10 protein-coding genes are annotated in these 12,557 nt (G+C 62.7%); 4 read left to right on the top strand and 6 right to left on the bottom strand.

The window, feature by feature from the left end; translation table 11 throughout:
• Positions 1–3 precede the first annotated feature (3 nt).
• Positions 4–792, bottom strand: a complete 789-nt coding sequence (locus AC1DE1_RS17645; protein WP_477179199.1) for an anti-sigma factor — start codon at positions 790–792, stop codon at positions 4–6.
• A 456-nt stretch (positions 793–1,248) separates the two neighbouring features.
• Between AC1DE1_RS17645 and AC1DE1_RS17640 the strand changes: the two genes are divergently transcribed.
• Positions 1,249–2,274, top strand: a complete 1,026-nt coding sequence (locus tag AC1DE1_RS17640) for a DUF1254 domain-containing protein (RefSeq protein WP_477179198.1) — start codon at positions 1,249–1,251, stop codon at positions 2,272–2,274.
• A 124-nt stretch (positions 2,275–2,398) separates the two neighbouring features.
• Entirely contained in the window at positions 2,399–5,227 is a 2,829-nt protein-coding gene (locus AC1DE1_RS17635) for a C1 family peptidase (RefSeq protein WP_477179230.1), read from the top strand.
• Positions 5,228–5,261: 34 nt separating this feature from the next.
• Here the strand turns inward: AC1DE1_RS17635 and AC1DE1_RS17630 are convergent, their stop codons facing one another.
• Positions 5,262–6,827, bottom strand: coding sequence for a phospholipase D family protein (locus AC1DE1_RS17630; protein ID WP_477179197.1), 1,566 nt, complete (start codon positions 6,825–6,827; stop codon positions 5,262–5,264).
• Positions 6,828–7,076: 249 nt separating this feature from the next.
• Between AC1DE1_RS17630 and AC1DE1_RS17625 the strand changes: the two genes are divergently transcribed.
• Positions 7,077–7,457, top strand: coding sequence for a DUF5329 family protein (locus tag AC1DE1_RS17625; protein WP_477179196.1), 381 nt, complete (start codon positions 7,077–7,079; stop codon positions 7,455–7,457).
• A 229-nt stretch (positions 7,458–7,686) separates the two neighbouring features.
• Here the strand turns inward: AC1DE1_RS17625 and AC1DE1_RS17620 are convergent, their stop codons facing one another.
• Positions 7,687–8,163 carry a hypothetical protein gene (locus AC1DE1_RS17620; protein WP_477179195.1) on the bottom strand — a complete coding sequence of 159 codons (477 nt, stop codon included), beginning with the start codon at positions 8,161–8,163 and terminating at the stop codon, positions 7,687–7,689.
• A 136-nt stretch (positions 8,164–8,299) separates the two neighbouring features.
• On the bottom strand, positions 8,300–9,280 hold the full coding sequence (locus AC1DE1_RS17615) for a fatty acid desaturase (RefSeq protein ID WP_477179194.1): 981 nt from the start codon (positions 9,278–9,280) through the stop codon (positions 8,300–8,302).
• Positions 9,281–9,686: 406 nt separating this feature from the next.
• On the opposite strand from AC1DE1_RS17615, the gene AC1DE1_RS17610 reads away from it, so the two are divergent.
• Complete coding sequence (locus AC1DE1_RS17610; RefSeq protein WP_477179193.1) at positions 9,687–10,361, top strand: VOC family protein; 675 nt, start codon at positions 9,687–9,689, stop codon at positions 10,359–10,361.
• Between the two features lie 54 nt (positions 10,362–10,415).
• Here the strand turns inward: AC1DE1_RS17610 and AC1DE1_RS17605 are convergent, their stop codons facing one another.
• A complete protein-coding gene (locus AC1DE1_RS17605; protein WP_441603927.1) occupies positions 10,416–11,099 on the bottom strand; it encodes a hypothetical protein in 684 nt (227 codons plus the stop codon).
• A gap of 155 nt (positions 11,100–11,254) precedes the next feature.
• Positions 11,255–12,550: an amino acid permease gene (locus tag AC1DE1_RS17600; RefSeq protein WP_477177124.1), complete on the bottom strand. Its 1,296-nt coding sequence runs from the start codon at positions 12,548–12,550 to the stop codon at positions 11,255–11,257.
• Positions 12,551–12,557: the final 7 nt, after the last annotated feature.

The following is a 12,557-nucleotide window of genomic DNA, read 5'->3' as shown; positions in this document are numbered from 1 at the left end:
CGACTAACTCCACCATCTCCACCGTGGCAAGTACAAGCTTGCCGTATGGGGCTGCCCGCCGCTGTCCGGTGCGGCGCCGATGGCGCCCGTGGCGACAACGGGCCCGGTGGGCTGGCCCGTCGGCGAGCCACTGATGGGCTCTACCGATACCGCGAGGGCGGCCGTGGGTCCCAGTTGCGCGAGCAGAACCGGATCGAGCTTCAACGTGGTAGGCGCGTTGGCGGCAATCATGCCGACCGAAATGGGCTTTTGACCTGAAGGCACCAGCCACAACTGCGGCGCCTTGCCTTGGGCGAACGAGGTCGGCGCCACCGGCACGACGATGATGCGGGCCTGTTGGATATCCATCGTAGCCGTCCAACCCACCTGACCATTCGTCTGGGTGATGGTCGATGCCATGAACGCAACCGCTGGCGCGCCCGGCCTCGTGCGCGGCCCCATGCTCACAAACAGCAACAGCAGGCACGCCGCGGCCAAGGCGATCGCGCCCAGGCCGAACCAGTGCCAGAAACGCAGGCTGTCCCACAGGCGGGGCCGGGTGTATGCGCGCTCCCGTGTATCCAGGCGCAGCGCCTGCTGGATGCGAGTCCACACATGATCGGGCGGCTCGACCGGCGCAATCTCCTCAATCATTGGCTGCAATCTGCGATGCCAAAGCTTCACGGCGGTAGCGGCCTCGTCGCTGGTTTGCAGCTCGTGTGCCACGGCGGCGCGCGCATCGGCATCCAGCACGCCAAGCACATATTCTGCGTAGCGCAGCCGGGAGTCGTCGTGGTTCAGTGGTGTATTCATGCGTCCAGGCACGTGCGAAGTTGCAGGAGGCTGGCGCGTCCATGCTGCCGGCCATCGCCCATGGCGAAAGCGAAGTAACCCCTAGTGCAAGACCCATCCCAAGAAGCATCGAACGTACGCGTTGATTGCTCTTCATGTTCATCTCCGTAGCTGGCGACTTCCGACTGGAAGCACTGTTAGATACGGAGGCGCGCGACCAACGGATGCACAGGCCCCAAAAAACTTAAGCGCCTGGCGTCAGCGAGCTAGGTAAAACTACTGAATGCACTTGATGGGTTTTACCGATGCAGGCATCGATGCTGCCGGCGCAAGCTGAGCGCCAGCTCGCGGCCCTGCGCTAAATCTCGATGCCGCACGTGCCCGCTACGGCCATGGTCGCTGCGCCCGCCGCAACAGCCGTGACCCTCGCGCCTTGTGGACATCATCCGTCGCCCGTTTACAACCATCGGAAACGCCATGCGCATACCGACCTTACGCACCGCCCTTGGCATCGCCCTCCTCAGCACCGCGCGCGTCCACGCAGGTGCGGCGCCGACGGACGTTACGCCCGTCACGATCAACAACTTCGCCCGCGCCGAATCCGATACCTACCTCGCGTCCCTGGTAAAACGCGGCGGCCTCGGCGTTCTTCGTTTCGAACGCGAACCCGCCTCCATCGACAAGCAGGATGTCATCCGTCTCAACCGCGACACGCTCTATACCTTTGGCGTCTTTGACCTGGATGCCGGCCCGGTCACCATCACCCTGCCCGACGCCGGCAAGCGCTTCATGTCGCTGCAAGCCATCAATGAAGACCACTACGTGCCTGCCGTGGTTTACGGCGCGGGCAGCTACACCTTTGACAAAGAGAAGGTGGGCACTCGGTATGTGGCCGTTGCCATCCGCACCCTGGTCGACCCCAACGACGCAAAAGACCTGCAGGCCGTCCATGCACTACAGGACGCCATCAAGGTCTCCCAGGCAAGCCGCGGCACGTTCGACGTGCCGCATTGGGATCCGGTAAGCCAGAAGAAGATCCGCGATGCGCTGCTCGTGCTTGCCTCATCCGCCAACGGTTTCAAAGACGCGTTCGGCAAGAAAGGTGACGTCGACCCCGTCGCGCATCTCTTGGGCACCGCAGCCGGCTGGGGCGGCAACCCCGACAAGGACGCCACCTATCTCGGCGTCACGCCGCCAAACAATGATGGCAAGACGGTCTACCACCTCACCGTCAAGGACGTACCGGTCGATGCCTTCTGGTCGATCAGCGTCTACGACGCCAAAGGCTATTTCGAAAAGAACGCACTGAACGCGTACACGCTCAACAACATCACCGCCAAACGCAGCGCCGACAGCTCCATCGTCGTCCAGTTCGGCGGTTGCAATGTCACGATCCCCAACTGCCTTCCCATCATGCCCGGCTGGAACTACACCGTCAGGCTTTACCGGCCGAGGGACGCGATCCTGAGCGGCGCCTGGAAGTTTCCAGAGCCGACGACTTAGGACCCCAGGGGCACGACATCCCCGGTGCATAGCTTGGCTGGCTCAATACGACCACCGCCCCATGGGCAGCGTGCGAAGGCGGCAAGCATTCCTCGCGAAATAACCAGGAGAATGAACCGTGGCCATGCTTCTGATGAAGGACGCAACAGGGCCGGATGTCACGCAATTGCGCAAGAAACTGGCATCGGCACTGCAGGCAGACGCCGAGGCGTTTCCCGGCCTGGCGGCGGGCAATCGTTTCGACGAGCTCACTGACGCCGCGGTCCGACGCTGGCAATCGGGCATTGGCCTGGTGGCGGATGGGATCGTTGGTCCGTATTGCCAGACCGTTCTGGGCATGATCGCCTTGCAGGCGACCGACGTGCCAATCACCGTGGATGCGGTTAAGCAGCTCTTCCCAGCCACCAAGGCGTCCAATATTGCCCGCAACCTTCCCTATGTGGCGGCAGCCTTGAACGTCGTCGGGCTGCGCGATCGCCCGATGATCTGCGCCGCGCTAGGCACCATTCGCGCGGAGACCGAAGGCTTTGTGCCTATCTCCGAGTTTCCCTCGCACTTCAACACGACGCCGGGCATGCCAGCCTACAGCGCCTACGATGGGCGCACCTCGCTCGGCAACACACAGCCCGGTGATGGCGCGCGCTTTAAAGGCCGTGGCTTTGTGCAGCTGACGGGAAGAGCGAACTATCACACCTACGCGGCACAGATCGGCCTGGATATCGAAAGCTTTCCGGACCTGGCGAATGCGCCTGAAGCGGCAGCCGTGCTGCTGGCCGTGTTTCTCAATCATGCCGCTGACAAGATGCGCGTGGCGCTTGCGTCCAGCAACTACGCCGCAGCGCGCAAGCTGGTCAATGGCGGCACCTACGGGCTCGACAAGTTTCGCAGCGTGTTTCAGCTGGCGGACTCGGTGTGGCCGGTGGTTGCCCGCGCAGGTCGTACGGCACGCGTCCGCAAGACGGCCACTACCCCGACGCCGGCCCGCAAATTCACCGCCAGCAAAGACCCCGTCGACTTGCGCGATCGTTCCTATACGCCGCCACCGGTCAGCCTGCCCGACTGCTCGCCCAGCGACGAGTACGTACAGCAACTTCTACCTGCCTACAGCAGCGCCGGCCTGATTCTGGATCAGGGACAGGAAGGCGCATGCACCGGCTTTGGCCTGGCGTGCGTCATCAACTATCTGCGTTGGCGAAAAGCCAGCATGCCTTCGACGCTGGACTCGGTCAGCCCGCGCATGCTGTACAACTTCGCGCGGCGGTACGACGAATATGCCGGCGACAATTACGATGGATCAAGCTGCCGAGGCGCGCTGAAGGGCTGGTTCTACCATGGCGTATGCCTGGAGGAAGACTGGCCCTATCAAGCCGAGGACACACAACCGCCCAGCTTCGGATACGCTGATCGCGCCACCGCCAACACCCTGGGCATCTATTACCGCATCGACCTCAAGACGATCACCGACCTGCAGGCCGCCATCCTGGAAGTGGGCGCCATCTACGTCTCCGCGAACACGCATGATGGCTGGCAGAACGTGCCGACCTCGCGCAAGAAAATCACCGGACACGACACCCTGCCCGTGATCGAGTTCGACGGACGTCCCTCGCAGACCGACGGCCACGCGTTCGCGCTGGTGGGATTCAATACGCGCGGTTTCGTCGTGCAGAATTCCTGGGGCAAGAGCTGGGGCTGCGGCGGCTTTGCCGTGCTGACCTACGCGGACTGGCTGGCCAACGGCATGGATGCGTGGGTGGCCGCGATGGGCGTGCGCGGCCTGGTGTTTGGCCAGCGCGCGGCGGCCATCCCCGGTGCAACGGGGCGCGCCGGCGCCGATCGATCGGGCGCATGGAACGAGGCCGACGCCTACGCACACAGCGTCGTGCTCGGCAATGACGGGCGCGTCACGCGATATCTCACGCAGGACGCCTTGAACCGAGGCCTGCTCTACCAGGCGTGCACGTTGCCGGATCAGTGGTTCCGCCAACAGGCGTCTGCCACCAAGCGCCTGGTGATCTATGCGCATGGCGGCCTCAACAGCGAGGCCGCCGCCATCACGCGTGCGCGCATCATGGGCCCCTACCTGATCGGCAATGGCTGCTACCCGCTGTTCATGGTGTGGAAGACCGGCATGCTCGAATCGATCGAGGACATCATTGCCGACCGATTCCGGCCTGCCCCTTCGCGCGTCGGCGGCGTCCGCGAGGCCTTGACGAATGTGACGGATGGATTGATCGAACAAACCATCGGACGTCCGTTCGCGCGTCCGATCTGGAGCGAGATGAAGGAGAACGCAGAGGGTTCCAGCTTTCCAACGCGCGGGGCGGATCTGCTGGTAACGGCCTTGCAGAATCTCGAGCAGAGCTGGGGCGACAAACTTCAGATCCACCTGATCGGGCATTCGGCGGGCTCCATCTTCCTTGGCTGGCTCGTTGACCTGCTGGCCGCGCGCGGACTCGATGCGCGGGCCACGTCCATCCATCTCTACGCTCCGGCTTGCACCGTGCAGTTCGCCAATCGCCACTACACGCCGCACGAGGCGCTGATGAAGTCGATGTATCTGGACATCCTGTCCGACCAGAACGAACGGGACGACGATGTGGCGGCCGTCTACCGCAAGTCACTGCTCTATATGGTTTCAGACGCGCTTGAGCAGGATGTGCGCACGCCCATCCTCGGCCTGGCCAACGTCATGGACGTTGGCTACAACGGGTGGGACGGCTCATCGAGCACCGGCGAAGCGCTGGGCAACTGGCGCCAGGCGGCCAAGCAAAGCGGATTGGACAAGCGCATCGGCATTCTTGATGTCGACAAGGTGAAAACCAGCAGCTCCGGCAGCACCATCAGTGCGGGACATGGCAGCTTCGACAACAACATCGAGGTCGTCAGCCGCACGCTCGAGCGCATCACCGGCGCCAAGCTGGCCATGCCGATCGACGATCTGCGCGGGTTCTAAAAGACGAGGCGTAACCACGCACCCACCTCAACGACTAGAGCAAGCCATCGATGGGGAGCAAACGCAGGAACGTGACTTCGGTACGCCGCTTGGTGGTCGCACCCGGGTCGCTCTTGTAGGTCACCGGCTTGCCATCATCGTCGGCTTGCCAGATGAGTTGGTGGGAGGCGGGAGCCATCTCCACCAGATAGGCATTGGAGGGCTGCGTTGCCGTCTGGAAGAAATCGCTGATCGCCTTGGCCAAGCCTGGCGAATCCACGATGACGCCCATTTCGGTGTTGAGCAGCTTGGAGCGCTGATCCATATTGAGCGAGCCGATAAAGACCTGGCGGCTGTCCACCACAATGGTCTTGGCGTGCAAACTGATGCCCGACGACTGGCCCATCGAGGTGGAGGGCTGGCTTTGGCCGGACGATGGCTTGAGCTCGTACAGTTGCACGCCGCCTTCGACCAACGCCTTGCGAGAGTGCACATAGCCTGCATGCGCCGCGGTTTCGTCGGTCGAGGCGAGCGAGTTGGTGAGTATCTTGATCGAGATGCCACTCTGCGCCAGGGCCACAAGATGCTTGGTGCCGGCGTCGCCGGGAATGAAGTACGGTGTTGTCGCGATGATCTCGTGCTGGGCACCATCCAGCATGGTCTTCAGCCGCGGACCAATGCGCAGTGCCGGCCCGTCGTGGGTGGCTTCGATTTTCTCCGGCTGATCGGCCACGAGTTCCGCATCGCCCCAGAACCATGCGCCGCGCTTGTCGGCGGTCGGGCCATCAGGCAATTCGTCAAGTACGGACTGGGCGTAATCGGATTGTGCGAACGCTCGCACGTCCTTCTGGAGCAACTGCCGCGCGGCGGCCAGTTGCTGACCGGAACCATCCGTCTTCTTGAGCTGGTTGAGCGGATACGCGGCATCGCAATTCCAATAGGCATCGAACGCTTCGGACGCCTGCTGCACGACGGGGCCGATGGCCACAACATCGAGATCGCGAAAGTGCGTGTCGCTCCCCGCATCAAAGTAGGGGTCGCCGATGTTGCGTCCACCAACGATGGCCACGTTGTTGTCGACGATGAAGGATTTGTTGTGCATACGTCGATTCAGGCGCCGCCACTCCAGCATGAACTGGGTGGCACGCGACAACAGGCTCGGATCGCGCGTCTGAAAGGGGTTGAACAGGCGGATCTCGATATTCGGGTGGGAGTCCAGCGCCTCGAACAGGTGATCCTTGTCGTCGAAATTGTTGTCATCGATGAGCATGCGCACACGCACACCGCGATCCGCCGCAGCAAGCAGGTGCTGCAACATCAGATGCCCCGTCATGTCGTTGGCGAAAATGTAGTACTGCAGGTCGATCGAGTGCGCGGCGTGATCGGCCAACGCCACCCGGCTCAGCAAAGCGTTGGTGCTCAAGGTCAGCAAGCGGAAGCCTGACTGCTGCTGATGCCTGTCCACTTCGGCGTGCGTGTACTGCGCTGAGGCGGTATCGGTGGCCGGCGGCAGGTGATGCGTTTGTGCCTTGTCGGTATTGGGCGGCAGTGTGGAGCACGCCTGAAGGACGTGACAAAGAATGGTGAAGGAAAGTACGACGATCCAGCGATGCACACGCATGTTTACATCCTCGGATCGGGCAAGCCGTCAACGGATCGTGGATCCGCTCCCATTCCACTTCCATCATTTAGTTAACATAGCTACGCACTATCGCCGCTGACTGCCGGCACGCTCACGATCGTTGCGATGCACAGTCCTCGCTCTTCATTCATAAAGGGCATTGACGCCCAGGCCTTCGACGTGTGCGTAATAGCGGCGCACCAGACCTGCACTGATCGCATCGCACGCCTTACTCATCGAGATGACGCCGTGAGCTATCAACGATCGTTCGGCAACATCGTCATGGCGTTCGCGCTGGTGATCGCCTCGACCGTCGCGCACGCCGGACTGGACGCCCAAGGCCAGCGGGAAGTGGCAGCCTTGCTCAGCTTTGTCGGCCAGAGCCATTGCAGCTTCATCCGCAACGGCAAGAGCTATAGCGGGGCCGATGCGAAGAATCATCTTGAGCTGAAGCTCAACTACTTGCTGGAGCGAGACAAAGTAAATTCTGCGGAGGAGTTCATCGACCGCGCGGGCACGGTAAGCAGTTTCAGCGGCCGGCCTTATCTGGTGAACTGCGGCGGCGCCGATCGGCCCTCGGCGGATTGGCTGAAAGAGGAACTACAGCTGCTGCGAAAGACGCAGCCCTAGGTATTGTCTCTTCTCTTCGGGCATGGCTGAAAGCAGTCATGTCGCGCGAGCCCGCTCTTGCCGAGCGGGCTCGCTTGCAGATACTCATCACCAACGCATGCGGAAACCCAGCGTGCCGTTCACCACGCTTCGAATCGACTGCAAAATCCTCCGTTCGCTCCGCTTGAGCGATGAAGGATTTTGCCATCGCCGGCGCGACCGATGCGTCAGTCAGCGCGCAGCGCTTACATCAGGGATCGGGTACAGGCACCACGCGCAACGTGGCGGCAAACATCTCGCGTGTCTGTGGATCGGTGATAAGCGCGGCCGCGGCCTGGGCCTGCGCGTAGTGCCTGGCATGTGCCGCCGCATTGCCCTCGGCGGCGGCGACATTGGCGGCGACCGCCTGGGCAAATGCCAACTCCCACGGTGCGCTGTTGTGTTGCTCGAAGTATGGCAATGATTTCCTGAGATAGTGAGCTGCCGGCGCAGGAAGCTTGAGCAGCGCATACGCATGAGCAAGCAGCTGCGCCGCATGGGCATGATTGCTTGCGTCGCCGACGATCTTCCACAAGTACATGGCTGCATGTGCAGCCTGCAGCATCTCTTCGCTTTCCTCAGCCGAGCGGTGGTCGATTTCGGTGAGTGTCCAGGCTCGATTGTTGGCCTGAGAAGCCAGACGCCGCTGCCAAAGGGCGGCGTCTTGTTGAGTGGGTTTGTCAGCCATGAATCCAAGCCTCCACGTGCGTCGCGCGCCCCGGCTGCCTGCGCGAGAGGGCTGCACGCCGGGTTATACACCTGCAAGCGTCGATGAATGGTGGGAGTGTCCGCCCAGCGCTTGCGGCGCGACCAGGCTCCCCTCGTCAGCGCACTTTGCCAAACCCCCGAAACTGGCGGAATGCTGCCCGGAAATAGTCAGTCTCGGTTTCCGCAGCCGCGGAACCCGCACGAGCGAGCGGCGGAAGTGCCGTCCACGGCAGTGTTGGATGCTGATGATGCAGGCGATGAAGATGGTGATTCATCAGCACGGGATGCCAGATGGCCGGAGCACGAAAATTGCGGGCGCGCGCATCTTCGTCCAGCAGCACATCGTAATGCGGCAGGTTGTCCGCGACCGAGAGCCACAGTCCGCGCAGAAACATCGTTGCCGCAAGCACAGGCCACCACGCCCCGTAGAGATAAAATGCAACGGCGTGGAGCGCAACCGACAGCATCCAGTCGCGCCGTATCAGGGCGCGTCGCTGCGCATTGCCGGCAAAGGCCACGAACAGGCGTTGCACCTCACGGCCGGTGGGTTCTTCGCTGCGAAGCTTATGGGCGACGAGTCGGGACACCCATGGCGCCGGCAGCAGCGTGAGCAGGGGCAGCGCAAGTTCCGCCAGATAAAGGCCGCCCAGCAAATGCGCGTAGTAACCGATGCGAGCAAGCAAGGGAGGCGTCGCACCATCATGCACATCGGGTCGGTCAAAGGATTCGCGCGTGTAGCGGTGATGCATCAGGTGCCCGAAACGGGCAGCGTCGAACGGCAACATGAAGGCGATCGCCAGGGCGCGTCCAACGGCTTCGTTGAGCCAGCGCCGGGGCAGCAAATGCCCATGGATGGCTTCATGGATCAGCCCCCAATGCATCGGCGTCACCACCACCAGCGGAACCGCGATCCACAGTGCGGATGCCCCGTACTGCCGCAGCAAGAATGGCCATGCCATGAGTTGCATCAGCATGGCGATGGCGACGACGCCCAGGAGCGCCAGGTTGGCGCGAAGGTCGATGGGGACATGCCTGGACGTTCGCCGTTCGGTCGCTGCCTGAGCGCCACCCGCTTCTACCGCTGCCTGTCGATCCATCGCCTACCCTTAAGTGCACCATGGTCCCCGCCTAAACTAGCGGTGCCTTTTGACATTCAGTGGTCGATCCGCAGCGCTGACAACCGCTCCCCCGCAACGGTTCGCCATCTTTCCCTATTGAAACCCATATGCCCGGCAAAATCTCAGTTCGGGTTCGCAGGCGGGCCGGGCGAATATAACCCGCAGGGGAACCCGGCCCAGACGCCCGAGGCCCATACCCTGGCGAACCGCCCCGCACCTGCACCGCTCACCCGGGACGGTGGGAAGCCCACTGCGCGTCGACGACGACCGCTTCATCTGCCCCGCGGCACACTAGCGATCTTGGTGTCCCCGCCCCGGTCCCGCCCACCCGCCTTGTTGTGGCCACGCAAAGGCCGCGTTGCGGTCCAAGCCATCGGAGGTTCACATGAGCAGCACTGCCGCCGAGACCCTGCAGGCGCGGGGCGTCGACATGAAGTTTGAGATCGTCGTCATTCCCGTGTCGGACGTCGAGCGCGCCAAGCGCTTTTATGTCAGCCTGGGTTGGAGGCTGGACGCCGATTTCGCCTCCGATGACGGCTACTTCCGCGTTCTCCAGTTCACGCCGCCCGGCTCCGGTTGCTCCGTCATTTTTGGCAAGAATGTGACGGCGGCGGCGCCAGGCTCCGCCCAGGGCCTGTACTTGATCGTCTCCGACGTCGAGGCGGCCCGCAAAGAACTCGCTGGACGTGGTGTGCAGGTCAGTGAAGTGTTCCACGGTGCCGGCACCTATGCCGGCTCCGATGAGCCCTACCTGTTCGGGCGGGTTCGCGTCAGCGGCCCGGACCCCGAGCGCAACAGCTACCGCTCATTCGCCTCGTTCCACGATCCGGACGGCAATGGCTGGCTGTTCCAGGAGATCACCCAGCGACTACCCGGGCGCATCGACACCGGCGTGGCCACGTACACCTCCTCGACCGACCTCGCGGCGGCGCTGCGGCGTGCGGGGGCCGCGCACGGCGAGCACGAGAAACGCAACGGCGGCAAACACGATGAGAACTGGCCGGACTGGTACGCCCAGTACATGATGAGCGAGCAGACGGGGAAAGATCCGCCGCTGTGAGCATCGCCAGCCGGGCGCGTCAGCTAGCGATGCGGCCCGGTGCGCTTCGATGCATCACCCACCCAGGGCGATGATCGCCATGGTCAGGCACACGCCTATCACCATCATGCCCAGGCCTGCCCGCCAGGCGCCCAGGCCGGCGTACCTGCCCAATACGAAGCCACCGAAGAACAGCATGGCCAGGCTCAGCACGCGCGAGACCAACAGTGCCCTGGGCACATCATCGATCAGCATGAAAGGCAGCACGACGGGAAACGTCGACAGCACGACGATGAAGAACACGCGCGCAGCCCGCAAGAAATCGATGAAATAAAGCCGCGGGCGTTCCGGCAGCGGTTCAAGATGGACCAACCTGCCCCGCAATGGCTCCAGGTCGGCGTCCGTCACGAGGATCTCGATAAACGACGGCAGCGCGTTTCGGACCAGTCCGATACCCGTCGCCGCATCGGGTGCGCTCTTCATATCAAGTGCAAGCGTCAGCCGATGGCCGCGGCTGGTCAGCGTATGCAAGAGATACATCATGGCGTCGGCCAGGCCCCAGGCGAGGTTGCAACCCAGGGCGGCGCGCCACATGGTCGATGGGGATTCCTGATCGGGCCCGACCGTCGAGACAGCGCCGACAAAGGTCAACGCCATCAGCAGGCCAAAGCACATCTCTGAAACGCGCTCCACCACATCCAGACCCGCTCCCGCAACCACGGATGGCTTGGCTTCTGAGGGGCTTCTCGCGTGATTCATGACGCTACTCCTCTAAGCGGGTCCGTTGCCGGGGCGTGTCGAGTGAGCACCCGGATGCGGACAACGGAACGGCGATCGACGTGCTGGCCTGCTGATCGGTCTCACCACGAAGACCGCTGGAACGCATCGATGCGGCGGCGGTAAAGACGGCCGTCCTATTTCTTTTTGATCAGTGCGAATAGCGGCGCGGAAATAAGCAGGATCAGAAGCGCCTTGCGGCCCAGTTCCGCGCCCTGCCCCAGCACGACGCTCAGGCAATACAGGCAGGCCACCACGCCAATCACGATATAAAGCCGAACCTTGCCAGCCGACATGTCGATCTCACGATTGAGCCGCCACATGGCTACGACTGAATAGAGGTACGGAAGCACCATCAGCACGACGGTCGCATCGGTAATGTGGGAGAACTGCGTCGCCACGTCCGGCGATGTCGTGATGAGCAACATCAAGGTCATCATCACGCCGGTCAGGATGAGGTTTTGAACCGGCATCCCCTGCTGGTTGGTCAAGGAGAACCGATGGGGAAACATGCCGTCGCGGCCAGCTGCCTCGGCCGACTGGGCGGTAATCAGAATCCAACCCACCAGTGATCCGGACGCCTTGAGGATGGCCGCCAGCGAAATCACGACGGCCGCCCAGGGACCAAGCATCACCTGGGCCGCCTCCGCGAACGGCGCGCCCGAAATGCGCAGCTGGGCCCCGGGAATGATGCCCATCAGCACCGTGCAACAGGAAATATAGATCGCCGTCGAAATCAGCAAGCCGATGATGGTGGCCAATGGCACGTTGCGTTTCGGGTTCTCGATGACACCCGCTGAAACGGCGGCGCTCTCCACGCCAAGAAACGCCCACAGGGCGATGGCGCCACTTCGGCTGATCGCCGTCAGCGTGGGCAGCTCGCCGGGATTCCAGCTGGCGACAAAAACATCGGGCCGAAACCAGAACCAGCCGAGCACGCCGACAAATGCAATGGGCAGGATGCCGGCCAGGGTGCTGACCGCAGTGAAGTGCCCCACCGCACGAGCGTCTCGCGTATTGAGCCAGACAAACAGCCAGATGACGCCGGCGGTGCATGCGTTGGCGATCCACGGATCCTTCAGCACCGGAAAAAACACAGCCAGGTAGCCGGTCACCGAAACCGCAATGGCCACGTTGCCGATGACGTTCGCGACCCAATAGAGAAAGTTGGTCTGGAAGGCCGGAAACGCCCCCATGTGATCGCGAGCATAGGCATAGGGGCCGCCCGCCTTGGGTTCGACCATGCCCAGGTGCGCGAAGACCAGGCCAAGGGCGCTGGCGCCCAGGGCCGCGACGATCCAGCCGAAGAGAGAAATACTACCGACGCTGGCAAGACTCGACGGCAACAGAAAGAGGCCGGTCCCCACCATATTGGCGACGACCAATGAGGAAGCCCCAAGTAGCCCCATTTTCTTGCCGCCGCCGGTGACCATAGGAGTA

The sequence above is a fragment of the Dyella sp. 05T440 genome (genome assembly GCF_056395965.1).
The sequence above is the reverse complement of the archived record's forward strand: the minus strand, read 5'-3'. Positions and strand labels throughout refer to the sequence as shown.